The 16,633-nt window shown below is 65.8% G+C and carries 16 protein-coding genes; 10 read left to right on the top strand and 6 right to left on the bottom strand.

What is annotated here, in order from left to right; all coding sequences use genetic code 11:
- Window positions 1–77: 77 nt before the first annotated feature.
- Window positions 78–977 carry a LysR substrate-binding domain-containing protein gene (locus BG60_RS06640; protein ID WP_008348071.1) on the bottom strand — a complete coding sequence of 300 codons (900 nt, stop codon included), beginning with the start codon at window positions 975–977 and terminating at the stop codon, window positions 78–80.
- Between the two features lie 176 nt (window positions 978–1,153).
- Between BG60_RS06640 and BG60_RS06635 the strand changes: the two genes are divergently transcribed.
- The 10 genes from BG60_RS06635 (at window position 1,154) to BG60_RS06590 (ending at window position 10,503) form a co-directional block, all read left to right on the top strand.
- Window positions 1,154–2,224, top strand: coding sequence for an ABC transporter substrate-binding protein (locus tag BG60_RS06635; protein WP_008348073.1), 1,071 nt, complete (start codon window positions 1,154–1,156; stop codon window positions 2,222–2,224).
- A 36-nt stretch (window positions 2,225–2,260) separates the two neighbouring features.
- Window positions 2,261–3,340, top strand: coding sequence for an ABC transporter ATP-binding protein (locus BG60_RS06630; RefSeq protein ID WP_008348075.1), 1,080 nt, complete (start codon window positions 2,261–2,263; stop codon window positions 3,338–3,340).
- Window positions 3,327–4,199, top strand: a complete 873-nt coding sequence (locus tag BG60_RS06625) for an ABC transporter permease (RefSeq protein WP_008348076.1) — start codon at window positions 3,327–3,329, stop codon at window positions 4,197–4,199. The genes BG60_RS06630 and BG60_RS06625 overlap by 14 nt, the downstream gene beginning before the upstream one ends.
- A gap of 16 nt (window positions 4,200–4,215) precedes the next feature.
- The gene (locus BG60_RS06620) at window positions 4,216–5,013 is read left to right on the top strand and encodes an ABC transporter permease (RefSeq protein WP_008348078.1); all 798 of its coding nucleotides are present in this window, start codon (window positions 4,216–4,218) and stop codon (window positions 5,011–5,013) included.
- Window positions 5,010–6,137 (top strand): NAD(P)/FAD-dependent oxidoreductase, encoded by a 1,128-nt coding sequence (locus BG60_RS06615; protein ID WP_008348080.1) that lies wholly within the window; start codon window positions 5,010–5,012, stop codon window positions 6,135–6,137. Before BG60_RS06620 ends, BG60_RS06615 begins: the two co-directional genes overlap by 4 nt.
- Before the next feature lie 11 nt (window positions 6,138–6,148).
- The gene (locus BG60_RS06610) at window positions 6,149–6,517 is read left to right on the top strand and encodes a (2Fe-2S)-binding protein (protein ID WP_033536269.1); all 369 of its coding nucleotides are present in this window, start codon (window positions 6,149–6,151) and stop codon (window positions 6,515–6,517) included.
- On the top strand, window positions 6,507–7,922 hold the full coding sequence (locus tag BG60_RS06605) for an NAD(P)/FAD-dependent oxidoreductase (RefSeq protein ID WP_008348083.1): 1,416 nt from the start codon (window positions 6,507–6,509) through the stop codon (window positions 7,920–7,922). Before BG60_RS06610 ends, BG60_RS06605 begins: the two co-directional genes overlap by 11 nt.
- The gene (locus BG60_RS06600) at window positions 7,915–9,078 is read left to right on the top strand and encodes an NAD(P)/FAD-dependent oxidoreductase (RefSeq protein WP_008348086.1); all 1,164 of its coding nucleotides are present in this window, start codon (window positions 7,915–7,917) and stop codon (window positions 9,076–9,078) included. The genes BG60_RS06605 and BG60_RS06600 overlap by 8 nt, the downstream gene beginning before the upstream one ends.
- 37 nt (window positions 9,079–9,115) lie before the next feature.
- Complete coding sequence (locus BG60_RS06595) at window positions 9,116–9,469, top strand: RidA family protein (RefSeq protein WP_008348087.1); 354 nt, start codon at window positions 9,116–9,118, stop codon at window positions 9,467–9,469.
- Window positions 9,470–9,594: 125 nt separating this feature from the next.
- A complete protein-coding gene (locus BG60_RS06590; RefSeq protein ID WP_008348089.1) occupies window positions 9,595–10,503 on the top strand; it encodes a LysR family transcriptional regulator in 909 nt (302 codons plus the stop codon).
- 15 nt (window positions 10,504–10,518) lie between these two features.
- Here the strand turns inward: BG60_RS06590 and BG60_RS06585 are convergent, their stop codons facing one another.
- From BG60_RS06585 to BG60_RS06565, 5 genes are all read right to left on the bottom strand, one after another.
- Window positions 10,519–11,895, bottom strand: coding sequence for an MFS transporter (locus BG60_RS06585; protein WP_008348091.1), 1,377 nt, complete (start codon window positions 11,893–11,895; stop codon window positions 10,519–10,521).
- An 85-nt stretch (window positions 11,896–11,980) separates the two neighbouring features.
- A complete protein-coding gene (locus BG60_RS06580) occupies window positions 11,981–13,702 on the bottom strand; it encodes a GMC family oxidoreductase (protein WP_008348092.1) in 1,722 nt (573 codons plus the stop codon).
- A 33-nt stretch (window positions 13,703–13,735) separates the two neighbouring features.
- On the bottom strand, window positions 13,736–14,542 hold the full coding sequence (locus tag BG60_RS06575; protein ID WP_008348095.1) for an enoyl-CoA hydratase/isomerase family protein: 807 nt from the start codon (window positions 14,540–14,542) through the stop codon (window positions 13,736–13,738).
- Between the two features lie 6 nt (window positions 14,543–14,548).
- Window positions 14,549–16,111: an AMP-binding protein gene (locus BG60_RS06570; protein ID WP_008348097.1), complete on the bottom strand. Its 1,563-nt coding sequence runs from the start codon at window positions 16,109–16,111 to the stop codon at window positions 14,549–14,551.
- Complete coding sequence (locus BG60_RS06565; protein WP_085955302.1) at window positions 16,104–16,631, bottom strand: (2Fe-2S)-binding protein; 528 nt, start codon at window positions 16,629–16,631, stop codon at window positions 16,104–16,106. Before BG60_RS06565 ends, BG60_RS06570 begins: the two co-directional genes overlap by 8 nt.
- Between the last annotated feature and the right edge of the window lie 2 nt (window positions 16,632–16,633).

The following is a 16,633-nucleotide window of genomic DNA, read 5'->3' as shown; positions in this document are numbered from 1 at the left end:
ATTCTTGCGAAAGGCGACCGCGTACTTCGTAAAAGGATTGCGGTGAATACGCCGAGCCGATGAGCACCGTTCGACGGCTAGACGATCCCATCGAGCAGTTCGTCGTGCAGCTCGCGCAGGACCTCCACGAACGCGGATGCAAGCCGCTCACGCGGCCGATGCGGCGGAAACAGCAGATACGTCGGAAAGCGCGTGACCGGCTGAAACGGCCGGATGACGATGTCCGGTCCGACGAAGTCTCGCGCCACGATCGGATGCGCGAGCGTCACGCCCATGCCGTGCCGAACCATCTCGCAGCACATGGCCGTGTATTGCGCCTCGATGGCCAGCACGCGCTGCACGCCCGCGCGCTGAAAGACTTCATCCATCACGGCGCGCGTGCCATCGCCGTGACAGAGCGAGATGAACGATTCGCCTTCGAGATCCTTCGGCCGAATGTTGCGCTTCGCCGCGAGCCGATGATTCGCCGGCATCACACACACGGCGGCCACGTTCGATAACTGCTCGACCTCGCAATCGGACGCTTCGCTCACATACACCGCGACCCCGAGATCGCAAAAGCGCGATGCCGTCCAGTGATTCACCGTCCCCGACGTATTGACATGCAGCGAGACCGTCACGTCGGGAAACAGCGCATGAAATCGCTTGATCGCATGGGGCACGAGCGTCATGCCGGCCGATGGCATCGCCGCGATGCGCAACCGCCCGCTGCCGAGATTGCGGATCTGCGCCGCCGCATTCGCAAGACCCTGCAAGCCGACGAACGCGCGCTCCACTTCACGAAAGAACGCGGTGCCTTCGCTGGTCGGAATCAGACGCACGCCGCTGCGCTGGAAAAGCTGCAAACCGGTGTCGCGTTCGAGTTGCGAAATGAGCCGGCTGACGTTCGGCTGCGATGTGAAGAGTGCCTTGGCCGCGGCCGTCATCGACCCGGAAACCATGACCGCGCGAAACGCCTCGATGTGCTTCAGGTTCATGCGCGCTTTCCCTTAAGTAGTCACCATGACACGATGAAATGTATATCAACCATGTATAGGTAGGTATTTTATTTGTATTGGACGATATGAATTGACAGCGCGACACTCGATCCGTCGATGGGCCAGATGTCTTCCAAATCCCACCCGCCCACGCCCCCGCAATGGAGATCCTCGTCATGAAAAAAGCGTTGCATCGCCGTCCGTCCGCTCTTCCCGCACGTCGCGTCATCGCCGCTCTCGCGTTCTCGGCGGCCGTTGCCGCGCCGATGCTCGCGCAGGCCGACACGACGCTGTACGTCGCCAATGTCGGCGGTTCGAACGAACAGTTGTATCGGCAGAAAATCATTCCGGCGTTCGAGAAGGCGCACAACGTGAAGGTCGTCTATGTGGCGGGCAATTCGAGCGACACGCTCGCGAAGTTGCAGGCGCAAAAGGGCCATCAGCAGATCAATGTCGCGGTGATGGACGACGGCCCGATGTATCAGGCCATGCAGATGAACCTGTGCGCGAAGCTCGACGACGCGCCCATCATGAACGACGTGTATCCGCTCGCGAAACTCGGCCCGACGGCGATCGGCGTCGGCATGGTGGCGACGGGCATCGGCTATAACGAAGAAGCGTTCAAGAAGGCCGGCCTGCCGCCGCCGGACTCGTGGAAAGTGCTCACCGATGCGCGCATCAAGGGCAAGCTCGGCGTTCCGCCGATCACCAACACTTACGGCCTGCATACCCTCGTGATGCTCGCGCGTCTCTCGGGCGGCGGCGAGAAGAACATCGACCCCGGCTTCACGGCGATGACCAAGCAAGTCGCGCCCAATGTGCTCTCGTGGGCCCCGACGCCCGGCGAAATGGATGGCCAGATGCAATCCGGCGACGTGATTCTCGCGCCCTACGGCAGCGGTCGCGCGGTCGCGTTGCAGAACACCGGGTTTCCGCTCAAGTTCGTCTATCCGAAGGAAGGCGCGGTCGCGCTGCAAGTGGCGGCGTGCGTGCTCGCGGAAAACGCGCAGCCCAAGCTGTCGCAGGAATTCGTTCAATACTTGCTGACGCCCGAAGTGCAACTGCTGCAAGCGCAGAACATCGGTCTCGGGCCGGTCAACAAGACCGTGAAGCTCGCGCCGGAAGTCGCCGCGCGCGTGCCTTACGGTCCCGAGCAGGTGTCGAAGCTCACCGCCGTCGACTGGGCGACGATCAACCAGCATCGCACGGAATGGACGGAACGCTGGAACCGTTCGGTCGAGCGCTAAAGCCGCGCATCCGCATCTGTCGAAGGAGTCACGCGCATGGCATTCCTGACGCTTCAGGGCATCTCCAAACGCTACAGCGATTTCACGGCGATCGAACATGTCGATCTGTCCGTCGAACGCGGCGAATTTCTCTCGCTGCTCGGTCCGTCCGGCTGCGGCAAGACCACGACACTGCAGATGGTCGCGGGCTTCGTCACGCCGACGAGCGGCCGCATCCTGCTCGATGGCCGCGACATCACCAACGAGCGCCCGGAGAAGCGCGGCATCGGCGTGGTGTTTCAAAGCTACGCGCTGTTTCCTCACATGACGGTGGCGGGCAACGTCGGCTTCGGGCTGGAGATGCGCAAGGTGAAGCGCCGCGAGCGCGAAGAGCGCATCGAGGAGGCGCTCGCTCTGGTGCGGCTCAAGGGCCTCGGGCATCGCTATCCGAAGGAACTGTCGGGCGGGCAGCGGCAGCGCGTGGCGATTGCGCGCGCCATCGCCATGCAGCCGGAACTGTTGCTGCTCGACGAGCCGATGTCCAATCTGGACGCGAAGCTGCGCGAGGAAATGCACATCGAATTGCGCGCGATCCAGAAGCGTCTCGGCATCACGACGATCCTCGTCACGCACGATCAGGTCGAAGCGATGACCATGAGCGACCGCATCGCGGTGATGCATGGCGGCAAGATCGCGCAACTCTCCACGCCCTACGATGCGTACGAGCGTCCGGCGACGCCCTTCGCTTCGACCTTTCTCGGCCGCACGAATGCGTTCGCGGGCGAAGTGCTGCAGCGCAATCCGCGTTGCGCGGTCGTGAACGTCGCCGGGACGGAACTGCATGTGCCGCACGAAGGCCGTCACGTCGATGGCGCGGTGAATGTCTATATTCGCCCGGAGAAAGTGCATCTCGCCAACGGCGATGCGCGCATCAGAGGACGTATCGCGACGCGTGTGTTCATCGGCAATCAATGGCTGCTCGAAGTGGAGACGGCGCTCGGCAAGTTGCGCATCGCGCAGCCGAACCACGGCGCGCCGCCGCCGCAAGAAGGCGACGAAGTGGGTCTCGACTGGACCGACGACGACCTGCGCGTGCTCACGCAAGACGGCAAGGAGACGCTGCATGGCCACGCTTGACGACGCTCGCCCCGGCGCTGCGCCGTGGCTCTTGTCCGGCCCCGCGCTGCTGCTGTTCACCGGCCTGCTGCTGGTGCCCTTGATCCTCACGCTCGTCCTCTCCTTCCGCGTTTTCAGCGATACGGCCGGCATCACCAGCGCGTTCACGCTGTCGAACTATTGGGAAGTCGTGAGCGACCCGTACTACGGCACGATCTTTCTGCGCACGGCGGGCCTCGCAACGGGCGTGACGCTCCTGTCGATCGTGCTCGGCGTGCCGGAGACGATCATCCTCGCGCGCATGAAGAAGCCGTGGCAATCGCTGTGTCTGCTGATCGTGCTCGGGCCGCTGCTGATCTCGGTCGTCGTGCGCACGCTCGGCTGGCAGATTCTGCTCGGCAACAACGGCGTGCTCAATAACGTGCTGCAAGCCCTGCATATCACCGAGGAACCCATCCGCCTCGTCTTCACGATGACCGGCATGATCATCGCGCTGACGCACGTGCTGGTGCCGTTCATGGTGATGTCCGTCTGGGCCAACATGCAGAAGCTCGACCCGCAAGTGGAATGGGCGGGCCGCTCGCTCGGCGGATCGCCGCTCAAGGTGTTTCGCCGCGTGGTGCTGCCGCAGATCATGCCGGGCGTGCTGTCGGGATCGATCATCGTCTTCGCGCTGTCGGCGTCGGCGTTCGCCACGCCCGCGCTCATTGGCGGACGGCGGCTCAAGGTGGTCGCGACCGCCGCCTACGACGAGTTTCTCGGCACGCTGAACTGGCCGCTCGGCGCGAGCATCGCCGTGTTGCTGCTGATCGCGAACGTGGCCATCGTGATGGGATGCAGCCGTCTCGCCGAGCGCCGCTTCAAGCACATTTTCGACTGACCGCGAGGACACGCACATGAAGCAGAACGGCCCGCTCGCGCTCGTATTCAACGCGCTTTTCCTGACTTTCATTCTCGCGCCGCTCGTCATGGTGATGCTCGTCTCGTTCACCGACAAGGGCTTCATTTCGATGCCCTTCGACGGCGCATCGTTGCGCTGGTTCCACGCGATCATCGAGAACGGCGACATCGTGTCGGCGTTCTGGCTGTCGATCAAGCTCGCGTTCGCGGCGGCGACCATCGGCGTACTGCTCGCCGTGCCGGCCGCGCTGGCGATCGCGCGTTACCGCTTTCCCGGCCGCGCCGCGCTCACGAGCTTCTTCCTCTCGCCGATGATGATTCCCGCCGTCGTGCTCGGCATCGCGTTCCTGCGCTTCCTGTCGATGCTGAACCTGTCGGGATCGTTCTGGTCGCTCGTGTGCGCGCATGTGGTGATCGTACTGCCGTATGCGCTGCGGCTCGCGCTCTCGTCGGCGGTCGGCCTGGACCGCGATGCCGAACGCGCGGCGCTGTCCTGTGGCGCGAGCCGCTTCACCGCGTTTCGCCGCGTCGTGTTGCCGATGATCCGCACCGGCGTCGCGGGCGGCTGGGTGCTGTCCTTCATCCAGAGCTTCGACGAACTGACGATGACGATTTTCGTCGCCACGCCCGGCACCACGACGCTGCCGGTCGCCATGTACAACCAGATCGCGCAGACGATCGATCCGCTGGTCGCGAGCGTCTCGGCGGTGCTGATCGTCGGCACGGTGCTCCTGATGATTCTGCTCGACCGCATGGTCGGACTCGACCGTATTCTGATCGGAGAAGCCCGATGACTTCTGCTAGTCCCGACGTACTCGTTCTCGGCGGCGGCCTCGTCGGATCCGCCGTCGCCTATGGTCTCGCCCGCGAAGGCGCGCGCGTGACCGTGCTCGATGAAGACGACGGCGGCTTGCGTGCCTCGCGCGGCAACTTCGGCCTCGTGTGGATTCAGGGCAAGGGCTACGGCCTGTCGCCGTATGCGCGCTGGTCGCGTTCGTCGGCGGTGCGCTGGCCTGCGCTCGCGGAGTCGCTTCACGCCGAATCGGGCGTCGATGTGGCGCTGCGCCAGCCCGGCGGCTTCCACTTCTGCTTCAACGACGCCGAACTCGCCGACCGCGAAAAGCGCCTTTCGACGCTGCAAGCCGAACTCGGCGATTACCCGTATCAGATCCTCACCGGCGCCGAAGTGCGCGAGCGCATTCCGCAAGTCGGGCCGAAGGTGATCGGCGCGAGCTATACGCCGATGGACGGCCATGTGAATCCGCTGAAACTGCTGCGCGGCCTTCATACGTCGATGCAGACGCGCGGCGTGCGCCTCGTTTCCGGCGAGCGCGCCGAGCGCATCGTGCCCGAAGCGAACGGCTTCGTCGTGCAGGGCAAGCGCGGCACGTATCGCGCGGGACGCGTGGTGCTGGCGGCGGGTCTCGGCAATCGCACGCTCGCACCGTTCGTCGGGCTGAATGCGCCGGTCGCGCCCAATCGCGGACAAGTGCTGGTAAGCGAGCGCGTCGCACCGTTCCTGCACTATCCGACGCTCAACGTGCGTCAGACCGACGAAGGCAGCCTGCAATTCGGCGATTCGATGGAAGAAGTGGGCTTCGACGATTTCACGACCACGCCCGTCCTCGCCGATATCGCCCGGCGTGCGGTGCGCGCCTTCCCGCTGCTGGAGCATGTGCGCCTCGTCCGCATGTGGGCCGCGTTGCGCGTCTACAGCCCCGACGGCTTTCCCGTCTATGACCAGTCGGAGCGGCATCCCGGCGCGTTCGTCGTGACCTGCCACAGCGGCGTGACGCTCGCCGCCGCGCACGCCATGCGCGTCGCCCCGTGGATTCTCGGCGCACCGGTTCCCGACGAACTGCCCACCTTCTCCGCGCGCCGCTTCGAGCACGCCAAAGAACTCATCTCCGCACATTGAGCACGCACGACATGACTTCATCGACACCTACGCTTTTCAAGCCGCTGCCGGGCGCGGACGGCGCGAGCATCGACATCTTCTTCAACGACCGGGCGCTGACCGTGCAAGGCGGACGCTCCGTCGCGGCGGCTTTGCTCGCGGCGGGCGTGTCGCGGTTTCGCGCGACGCCGGTTTCGGGCGCACCTCGCGCGCCTTACTGCATGATGGGCGCGTGCTTCGAATGCCTCGTCGAGATCGACGGCGTGCCGAGCCGCCAGAGCTGCATGGTCGAAGTGAAAGCCGGCATGCGCATCCGGTCGCAGGAAGGCGCGCGCGATCTGCCCCCTTCGATCGGCACCGATACCGCTGACGCATCGCTGGAGAACGCACATGGCCGCTGAACTCGTTTCGTCGCATGCCGAAGCTGTCGATGTCGTCGTGATCGGCGCCGGTCCCGCGGGCATGAGCGCCGCGACGCGTGCCGCGCGCGCGGGCCTCAAGACCGTGTTGATCGACGAACAGGACGCCGCCGGCGGACAGATCTATCGCGGCATCGGCCGGGCGGACGCGCGCCGCAAGGAGATTCTCGGTCCCGATTACGCGGCGGGCGGCGCGATCGCCCAGGCGTTCGCGGCATCGGGCGCGCGGCATCTGACGGGCGCGACCGTGTGGCAGGTCACGCGCGAGCGCGGCATCAACTATCTGAAGGACGGCAGGATCGGCAGCTTCGACGCCCAGCGCGTGATTCTCGCGAGCGGCGCGATGGAGCGGCCTTTCCCGATTCCCGGCTGGACGCTGCCCGGCGTGCTGACGGCGGGCGCCGCGCAAATCCTGCTCAAGAGCGCGGGCGAAGTGCCTGCCGCGCCGCCGATTCTCGCGGGATGCGGACCGCTTCTCTATCTGCTCGGCTGGCAGTACATCCGCGCGGGCGTGCCGATTCGCGCGCTCGTCGACACGACGCGCCACGAAGACCGCTGGCGCGCGAAGCGTCACATGCTGTCGGCCTTGCGCGCGTGGCCGTATCTCAGCAAAGGACTGCAGTTGATGCGCACGCTGCGCGAAGCGGGCGTGCCGATGTTCGAGGCCGCCGACGACCTGCGCGTCGAATCGCGCACCGGCGCCGACGGCGTGGAGCATGCGAGCGCGCTCGGCTTCACGACGCAGGGCGCGGCGCACCGCATCGAAGCGGACGTGATTCTGCTGCATCAGGGCGTCGTGCCGAATACGCAGTTCACGCAGGCGTTGCGCGCGACGCATCGCTGGGATAACGCGCAACTCTGCTTCACGCCGAAGACCGACGCATGGGGCGAGCTCGACGTGCCCGGCATCTTCGTCGCGGGTGACGGCGCGGGGATCGGCGGCGCGCAGGCGGCGGCCTTGCAGGGCGCGCTCGCGGGCGTCGCGGTGGCGGCGCAACTCGGCGCGATCGATACCCGCAAGCGCGATCTCGAAGCGATGGCGCTCAGGCGCGATCTCGCGGGCGCTCTGCGCATCCGTCCGTTCCTCGATTCGCTGTATCGTCCGCGCGATGTGAACCGCATTCCGAAGAACGAAACCATCGTCTGCCGATGCGAGGAAGTCACCGCGGGCGAGTTGCGCAAGTTCGTCGAGCTGGGCTGCGTCGGGCCGAACCAGGCGAAGTCGTTCGGGCGCTGCGGCATGGGACCGTGCCAAGGCCGCATGTGCGGGCTGACGGTGACGGAAGTCATCGCGGATGCGCGGCGCGTGTCGCCTGCCGAGGTCGGCTATTACCGCATTCGCCCGCCGATCAAACCGCTCACGCTCGGAGAACTCGCCGGTGAATGAAATCAGCGAAGCCGATGTGATCGTCGTCGGCGGCGGTCTGCACGGCACCAGCAGCGCGTTGCATCTGGCGAAGCGCGGCGTGAAAGTCATCGTGCTCGAAGCGGATTACGTGGCGCGTCATTCGTCGGGCGTCAACGCGGGCGGCGTGCGCACGCTCGGGCGTCCGCTGCCCGAAATTCCGCTCGCGCTGATGTCGCGCGAAATATGGCACGGCATGACCGATCTGCTGGGCGAGGATGGCGGCTTCGTGCCGTCGGGGCAACTGAAGATCGCGGAAACGGAAGCCGAGCTCGAAACCTGCCGCGAACGCGTCGCGCTTTTGGCGTCGCATGGCTTCACGCACGAGAAGATCATCGATCGCGAAACCGTGCTCGAACTGGAACCGGCGCTCGCGAGGCACGTGACCGGCGGCATCTGGGTCGAGCGCGATGGCTACGCGTTGCCGTACCGCACGACGACTGCCTTCAGGCTCGCGGCGCAACGTCTGGGCGTGCGCTTTCTGGAAGGCACGCCGGTGAGACGCATCGAACAGCGCGGCGAGCGATGGTTCGCGCAGACGCCGCGCGGCACGTTCGGCGCGCAGAAGATGCTCATCGCGTCGGGCGCGTGGTCCGGCGAGTTGTCGAAGCAGGCGGGCGAGCCGGTGCCCGTGCATCCCGAAGGCCTGATGCTGATGGTCACGCACCGGGTCGCGCCCTTCTGCCGCGCGACGCTCGGCGCGACGGGCCGTCCGCTGTCCTTCAAGCAATTCGACAACGGCACGGTCGTGATCGGCGGCAAGCTGATCGGCATCGCGGAACTGGCGAACCGTCACGGCGAAGTCGATTTCATGCGCCTCGTGAAAAGCGCGCAGACGGTCACGGATCTTTTTCCGCATCTGCGTCATCTCGGCGTGAATCGCGCGTGGGCGGGCGTCGAAGCATTTACCGAAGACGAACTGCCGGTGATTTCGGCAAGCCGCACGGCGTCGAATTTGTACTACTCGTTCGGCTATTGCGGCAGCGGCTTTCAGCTCGGGCCGGGCTGCGGCAAGCTCGTCTCCGAACTCATGCTCGACGGCGAGCCGTCGCTGTCGCTCGATGCATTCGCCATCGACCGTTTCCATGCGCGCGCCACGTCGGCAGCCGCCGATGCGTTGCCGCTCGTCACGCACTGATCCGTATTCCCCAACCCTTTCGTAAGGAGAACAAGTAATGAGCGATATCGTTCGCATCGACACCAATCAGCGCATGAGCCGCGTCGTGAAGGCGGCGGGACTCGTGTTCATCGGCGGGCAGACGTCCGCGGATCAGACGCCCGATATCAAGCTGCAGACGGCAAAGGTGCTCGAAAAGATCGATGGCTTCCTGGACAAGGCGGGCATCGACAAGACCCGTCTCGTGTCGGCGCAAGTGTGGCTGTCGGATATCGCGCGTGATTTCGCGGGCATGAACGAAGTGTGGGATGCGTGGGTTCCCGAAGGCTGCGCGCCGACGCGTGCGACCGTGGAAGCGAAGCTCGCGTCGCCTGCGTTGCTGGTGGAGATCGCCGTCATCGCGATGAGCTGACGGCGGCCGGGGCGGTCTCGTTGCAGGCAACCGGCGACTCGATTCTCCGGTTGGCGACGCGACGCCGCCCCCTGAAAGACGGCGCGCGGTACTATGTTCACGGACCGTCCCGCACACCCCGTCTCATGGAACTGAAGCAGATTCAGTACTTCATCGCGCTTTTCGAGGAAGGCACCGTCACGCGTGCCGCAAAGCGGCTGAACATTGCGCAGCCGGCGCTCAGCATGCAGGTCGCCAAACTCGAATCCGAGATCCGGCAGAAGCTCTTCGAGCGCGGGCCGCACGGCATGGCGCCCACCGAAGCCGCACGATTGATGTACCGCCTCTACACGCCGATCCTGCGCGACATCGACCACGCAAGGGAGCACCTGAGCCGTCGCGATGTCATCGTGACGGGCCGCGTGTCGCTTGGGATGGTCTCGTCGGAAGCGCAGAGCGTATTGCCCGAATCGCTCGCCCGCTTCGATGCGCTTTTCCCGCAAGTCGAAGTATCCGTCGCCGATGGCTTCAGCGCGCAACTGATCGACGCCGTCGAATCGGGCCGGCTCGATGCGGCCATCATCAACAAGCCGCGCGGACGCCTGATGCTGGACGTCAAGCCGTTGCTCGTCGAAGAAATGGTGCTGGTGACGAGCGCGCTGCACGGCCCCGAGCTTCCCGGCACGATCGATCTGACCGGGCAGCCGGACATCGAGCTCGTGTTGCCTACGCGGCGCAACGGTCTGCGCGGCGCGCTCGATGCCGCCCTGATGGCGGCCGATGTCGTCATCCAGCCGAAGTTCGAGATCGATCTGCTGAGTACCATCGTGCAGTTCGTCGAGCAGAGCAGCGTCGCGACGATCCTGCCGCGCGTCGTGGTGCAGGCGCAAGCGGACGAAGGCCGCTTGCGCATACGCACGATCTCGGCGCCGCCCATCGTGCGCCACATCATTCAGGTGACGCATCCGAAGCGGCCGATCGGGCCGGCCGCCGAGGCATTGATCGCGATCATCGCCGAGGAGATCGGACGCGTGACGACGCGCGCGCCGGAATGACGCGCGCCGTGAAGGTCACGAAGGACTGCCCGCGTTGCCGTTCTCGAGCTTGCCGAGCGTCTCCGGCACCACGAACGCGCCGACGAGAAAGATCACGCTGATCGCGCCGACGAAAATCGCGAGCGTCGACGGCAACTGGCTCGCATCCTTCGCGACGAGCGAGACGAAGGTCGGCATCATCCCGCCGATCGCGAAGCCGATGTTCCACGAGAGGCCCGTTCCGGTCGCGCGAATCGCGGTCGGAAAGCGCTCGTTCAGGAAGATCAGTATGGGCGCGTAACCGGCGCTGCCGAGCGCGGACAACAACACCGCATAGACGCCGATCATCGTGATGCTTTCTGCCGTCGGCAACAGCAGAAAGAGGCCGGGCAAGGCGACGAGCCGGATGATGCCGATCCAGATGAACGCGCCCTTGCGCCCGATGAACGTGCTGAGATGCCCCGCCAAAACCGATGCGATCACCACCGCCACGCTGCAGATCATCAGGATCGCGGCGGCCGCCCCGTTCGGCGCGTGGCTCACGACCTTGAGGAACGTCGGCAGATAGCCCGACGTGAGGTAGTAGCCGCTGCCGCCGCCGATGGTCAGCAGGAGATTCACGAACAACACGCCGCGGTACTCGCGCGAGAACAGCGTGCGGATCGGCGAGCGCACGACTTCGGCCTTTGCGCGCTCGGTATTCGCCGCGGCCTTCGCAGCTTTTTCGGCGGCGAGCTTCTTCCACAGCGGCGACTCTTCGAGACTGTTGAAGACGAAGAGACCGAGCACCGAACTCACGATCCCGGTGAAGAACATGCAGCGCCAGCCCCACACGTCGAAGGCATCGCCGGGAAAGAGCGCGGACATCGCGAGAAAGGTGAGCGATGCCAGAAGCGCGCCGAGTCCCGCGCCGCCGCCGCCGATCAGCCCCGACACCGCGCCGCGATATTTCGGCGCGACCGATTCGGTGCCGATCGTATGCGTCGACGCCACCACGCCGCCGACGAACACGCCCTGCACGAGACGCAGCAGCAGGAAGAGGATCGGCGCGACGATGCCGGCCTGCGCGACCGTCGGCAGCGCGCCGAAAGCCGCAGTGGACAACCCGACGCCGACGACCGCGAAGATCATGGCGCCCTTGCGGCCGCGACGATCCGCATACGAGCCGAAGAGCGCGGAGCCGAGCGGACGCATCAGCAGCGTCACCGCGAATGAAGCGTAGACCGCCGCGAGCGAGAGCATCGCGTGTTCGGACGGGAAGAACAGACGCCCGACAACCGGCGCCACATACAACAACACGAACAAGTCGAACAGATCGAGGGCCCAGCCGATGCACGACGCCATCACTGCACCCATGATCTGCCGCTGATTTGCCGGAAGCACGGCGGCTCCGTCTTGCGCTGCTACGGACATGTGTATCTCCTTTGGATTACCGCAGGCACGCTTTTATGGATGCGTGCTCTTGTTACGATTGAAAAACGAAATTGCTCGAGCAGTGTCAGTACGCGGCGGCGAGCGGCGGTGCCATGCTCGCGCTTCGCTGCGCGACCATCGCGTCGGCGATCTTCTCGGCGATCATGATGGTCGGTATGTTCGTATTGGCCGATGGCAGCCTCGGCATCAGCGATGCATCCACGACGCGCAAGCCGCGCGCGCCGTGCACGCGCCCTTCGGTATCCGTGACGGCATCGCGATCCTCCGCGCCGCCCATGCGGCATGTGCCGCTCGCGTGCCACACGCCGAACACGTTCGCGCGGATGAACGCGGCGAGCGCGCGGTCGTCGGCGAGCAGCGCGTCCATCTTCAGTCCGCGCGTGAAGAAGCGTTCGATGAGGAAACGGCGCACCGGCGCGGGCGCATCGAGCAGCACGCCGAGAACGGACGTGAGGCGCGCATTGCCCTCGCCGACCCGGCTCAGCGCCTTCACGCGCGCAGAAAACGCCGCCGGAAAGAAGTCGCGCGAACTGCGCCCGAGTCCCGATGCGTGGACCACGCTCGCCAGCATCCGCACGCCCGCGGCGAGGCGCTGCACATCGCGTTCGTCGTCGAGCAGATTGAGATCGACGCGCGGCGCGGCGGCCGCATCGGGCGATGCGAGCTGCACGCGGCCACGCGAATACGGCCGGTTGCACCACAGAAAGAAGAGTCCGAGCCGGTTGCCGAGCGCATGCCACGCCGCACGCGTCGCGCTCGACAGATACAGGTCCGAGGCATCGCAGTCCGCGACGCCGGAACTCAGACGCGCGGCCATCATGCTGGCGCGGCGTCGTGCGAGCGGCATGCGAAAGCGCGGCTCGAGAAAATGACAGAACGTCAGCGACGGATGATCCTGCAGATTGCGTCCGACGCCCGGCAAGTCCACTTCGCACGCGATGCCGAGCGCCGCGAGCTCGCGCGCATCGCCGATGCCCGCGCGCATCAGCATCGCCGGCGACTGCAGCGCGCCCGCGCTCAGCACGACTTCGTCCGCATCGAACTGAACGCGCTCGCCGTTCTCCGCAATCGCGACGACACCGCGCGCCGTCGCGCCGTCCATCACGATGCGTTCCACGCGCAGCTTCGCGTAGACCGCGAGATTCGGACGCCTGCGCGTGGCCTCGTCGAGATAGGCGATGGCCGTGGACACGCGCCGATCGTCGATATTGGAGAACGCGCCGGGAAAGAACCCGTCGCCGAACTCGCCATTCTGGTCCTGCAACTGCGCAACCCCGTTCTCGCGCAGACCCTTTGCGAACGCGTGGCAGAACGCCGGCCAGTCGTCGGGCATGATGCGGCGGATCGGCACCGGGCCGTCGCTGCCGTGCATCTCGCCGCCGGGAAAGTTCACGTCGCGTTCGAGCTTGCGAAAGTACGGCAGCACGTCGCGCCACGCCCAGCCATCGGCGCCGTTCGCGGCCCATTCGTCGTAATCGCGCGGCAGGCCGCGATTGGCCGACTGCACGTTGATGCTCGAGCCGCCGCCCATCACGCGGCCCTGCTCGTACACGCGCGGCGCGGCATCCTTCGTGGCCTTCGCTTTCAGGTCGGGCCAGATGTAGGTATCGCCGCAGAAGACCGGCATCGGATAGCTGTCGAGAATGGCCTCGGGCACGGCGCCGGGCGGCGTATCCGCGCCCGCCTCGATCAGCGCGACGCGCAGCGACGGCACCGCCGACAGCCGATGCGCCAGCACGCATCCCGCCGAGCCGCCGCCCACGATCACGACATCGAAGCGCTCCATCGCCTGTCTCCTTTTATTGTGAAAAGCGCGGGATCAGGACCCGCGAAACACCGGCTTGCGCTTGCCGTGGAACGCTTCGACGCCTTCGCGGAAATCGTCTGACGAGCGCAGGCGGCTATAGCAATGGCCTTCGAGTTCGATCGCGATCGAAAGCGGCGCGTCTTCCGAGTCGTTCAGCAGCTTCTTCGCCGTGCGCTGTGCCAGCGGCGAGAACGCGCGCAGTTCGTCGACGAGCGCATCCGTCGCCGATTCGAGTTCCGCGTCGGCCACGCAGTCCACCGCGATGCCCCATTCGTACGCCTGCTTGCCGGGAATGCGGCGCGAGCGCATCACAATGTCCTTCGTGCGGCCGATGCCGACCATCGACTGCAAGCGCGCCGAGCCGCCCGAGCCGGGAATCTGCCCGAGCTTCTGCTCCGGCAGCGCATAGAACGTCGTATCGGTGACGATGCGGAAATCGCACGCGAGAGACAACTCGAAGCCCACGCCGAAGCAGAATCCGCGATTGGCCGCGATGACCGGCTTCGAGCAGCGCGCGGGCGCCGCGATATTCCACGCGAGCTTCGACACATGTTCCGGCGATGCCTCGAGAAAGCCCTTGATGTCGCCGCCGCTCGAGAAGTGCTCGCCCCTGGCGCGCACGACGATCACGCGCACGCGGTCGTCCTCGTCGAGCGCCTCGAATGCAGCGCGCAACTGGTCGCGGGCGTGCATCGAAATGACGTTGAACGGCGGGCGATGCAGGATGATGTCGGCGCGCTCGCGGGCGGCGTCGATCTCGACTGAAAAGCCGTCCAGGTCTTGCAGCAGCGTCTGGCCGCGATGGTTCAAATCGCTCATGTTCGGTTACTCCTTGGTGGTCTCTGTAGAGGTTGCGTGGGTCTCGCTCGCGTATTCGCCGGCCTGCAGCTTGCGGCGCAGGATCTTGCCGACCGGAGACTTCGGTATGTCGTCGACGAACACGTATTCGCGCGGCCGCTTGAAGTTGACGAGATCGGACTGACGGCACCAGCCGTCGAGCGCTTCTGCATCGACGAACTCGCGGCGCTTGATGAACGCGACGACGCGCTGGCCCCATCGCTCGTCCTTGACGCCCGCGACCGCGACTTCGTCGACGGCCGGATGCAGCGACAGCACCGATTCGATATCCACGGGCGAGATGTTTTCTCCGCCGCTGATGATCATGTCGTCGACGCGGCCGGTGACGTACAGGTCGCCGTCGGCATCGAAGTAGCCGGTGTCGCCGGTGAAGTACCAGCCTTCGCGCAGCGACTTCGCATTCGCGTCCGGGCGATTCCAGTAGCCTTCGAAAGCCTCGTCGCCGAGCAGGTCCGCGATGATCTGGCCTTCCTCGCCGGCAGCGGCGATCTGATCGGGCGATACGGCATCCAGCTTCACGACGCGCAGCCGCGTGTTGATGCCCGCGCGCCCCGCGCTGCCGGGCTTCTTGGTCGCGTCCTGATCGATGCTGAACGTATAGACCTCGGACGAGCCATAGTGATTGACGAAGAGTTCCGGCTCGAAGGCGGCGGACAGGCGCTTGAGCAGGCCGTCGTTCATCGGCGCGCCCGCGAAACCGAGCTTCCTGACCGACGACGTGTCCGTGGCCGCGAACGTCTTGTCGGCGAGCAGGTCGTGATAGAGCGTCGGCACGAGGTAGAGGCACGTGAGCCCGTGCGCGGCGATGGATTCGAGCGCGAGCTTCGCGTTCCAGCGGCGCACGCAGACGAACAGGCCGTCGACGAGCGCCATCGCGAGCAGCGAGCGCACGCCCATCGTGTGATAGAGCGGCATCACGCCGAGCGTTCTCTCGCCCCGCCGATACAGGTTCTGCGCGACATGCGCGAGCGCGCCCGCGCGTTCGTGACGATGACGCCGCGGCACGCCCTTGGCCTTGCCGGTGGTGCCGGACGTGTAGAGGATCAGCGAGATGTCGTCGGCGGTGGCGCGCGTCGTCGCGTCGTGGCGCGCTTCGCTGCGGTCGGCAACGAGCGCATCGAAGCCCAGGTTGCGGCCGGGCGCATCGTCGAGGCCGATGCGCGGCACGTTCTGCGCAGCCGGACTCTGGATGACGGCATCGGCGCAAACGGGCTCGTAGACGATCGCCTTCACGCCGGCATCGGTCACGCAATAGTCGAGTTCGTCCGGCTTCGCGCGCCAGTTGAGCGGCACGATCACGATGCCGGCGAATTGTCCCGCCCAATGCAGCGTCGCCATTTCCCAGCGGTTCTGCAGCACGACGAGCAGCCGGTCGCCGCGTTCGAGACCGAGCGCGCGCAGGCCATCGGCGACATTCAGGATCACGCGATGCCACTGTGCATAGGTCAGTTGCAGTTCGCCATCGACGAGCGCGAGCGCGTTCGGACTGCGCTCGACGCTTTGCAGAAAGGTGCGGCCGAGATCAAGCATGTTCGACCTCGCTCGTGTCCGCTTGCGTCCGGCGGCGCGCCGCCACGTCGAGCACCGCCGCCACGATCGGCGTGTAGCCCGTACAGCGGCAGATATGCCCCGACAGCATTTCGCGCACTTGCTCCTCGGTCGGATTCGGCACGCGTTGCAGATAATCCGCGCACGACATGAGGATGCCCGCCGTGCAGAAGCCGCACTGCAAGGCGTGATGCCGCTGGAACGCCTGCTGCAGGTCGCCGAGCGTCTGCTCGGGCGCGAGACCTTCGACGGTATCGATACGCCGTCCGTCCGCCTGCACCGCGAGCATCAGGCACGCGCGCGCCGCGACGCCATCGACGTGCACGGTGCATGCGCCGCAGACGCCGTGTTCGCAGCCGACGTGCGTGCCGGTCGCGCCCAGTTCGTGCCGGATGAAATCCGACAGCAGTTCGCGCGGCTCGCAATGGCCGCTGCGTTCGCGGCCGTTGAGCGTCAGCGCGATGCGCTGCCGTTCGTCCCGCCGCATGATGTTTGCCGACATGT

This window comes from Caballeronia zhejiangensis (genome assembly GCF_000698575.1).
GTDB classification, from domain to species: domain Bacteria; phylum Pseudomonadota; class Gammaproteobacteria; order Burkholderiales; family Burkholderiaceae; genus Caballeronia; species Caballeronia zhejiangensis.
This window is presented reverse-complemented; position numbering and strand designations above follow the sequence as displayed.

Bases quoted from the DNA above. Each gene is read 5' to 3' on its own strand.
- BG60_RS06640 (WP_008348071.1), bottom strand. From the start codon at position 977: ATGAACCTGAAGCACATCGAGGCGTTTCGCGCGGTCATGGTTTCCGGG.
- BG60_RS06635 (WP_008348073.1), top strand. From the start codon at position 1,154: ATGAAAAAAGCGTTGCATCGCCGTCCGTCCGCTCTTCCCGCACGTCGC.
- BG60_RS06630 (WP_008348075.1), top strand. From the start codon at position 2,261: ATGGCATTCCTGACGCTTCAGGGCATCTCCAAACGCTACAGCGATTTC.
- BG60_RS06625 (WP_008348076.1), top strand. From the start codon at position 3,327: ATGGCCACGCTTGACGACGCTCGCCCCGGCGCTGCGCCGTGGCTCTTG.
- BG60_RS06620 (WP_008348078.1), top strand. From the start codon at position 4,216: ATGAAGCAGAACGGCCCGCTCGCGCTCGTATTCAACGCGCTTTTCCTG.
- BG60_RS06615 (WP_008348080.1), top strand. From the start codon at position 5,010: ATGACTTCTGCTAGTCCCGACGTACTCGTTCTCGGCGGCGGCCTCGTC.
- BG60_RS06610 (WP_033536269.1), top strand. From the start codon at position 6,149: ATGACTTCATCGACACCTACGCTTTTCAAGCCGCTGCCGGGCGCGGAC.
- BG60_RS06605 (WP_008348083.1), top strand. From the start codon at position 6,507: ATGGCCGCTGAACTCGTTTCGTCGCATGCCGAAGCTGTCGATGTCGTC.
- BG60_RS06595 (WP_008348087.1), top strand. From the start codon at position 9,116: ATGAGCGATATCGTTCGCATCGACACCAATCAGCGCATGAGCCGCGTC.
- BG60_RS06590 (WP_008348089.1), top strand. From the start codon at position 9,595: ATGGAACTGAAGCAGATTCAGTACTTCATCGCGCTTTTCGAGGAAGGC.
- BG60_RS06585 (WP_008348091.1), bottom strand. From the start codon at position 11,895: ATGTCCGTAGCAGCGCAAGACGGAGCCGCCGTGCTTCCGGCAAATCAG.
- BG60_RS06580 (WP_008348092.1), bottom strand. From the start codon at position 13,702: ATGGAGCGCTTCGATGTCGTGATCGTGGGCGGCGGCTCGGCGGGATGC.
- BG60_RS06575 (WP_008348095.1), bottom strand. From the start codon at position 14,542: ATGAGCGATTTGAACCATCGCGGCCAGACGCTGCTGCAAGACCTGGAC.
- BG60_RS06570 (WP_008348097.1), bottom strand. From the start codon at position 16,111: ATGCTTGATCTCGGCCGCACCTTTCTGCAAAGCGTCGAGCGCAGTCCG.
- BG60_RS06565 (WP_085955302.1), bottom strand. From the start codon at position 16,631: ATGTCGGCAAACATCATGCGGCGGGACGAACGGCAGCGCATCGCGCTG.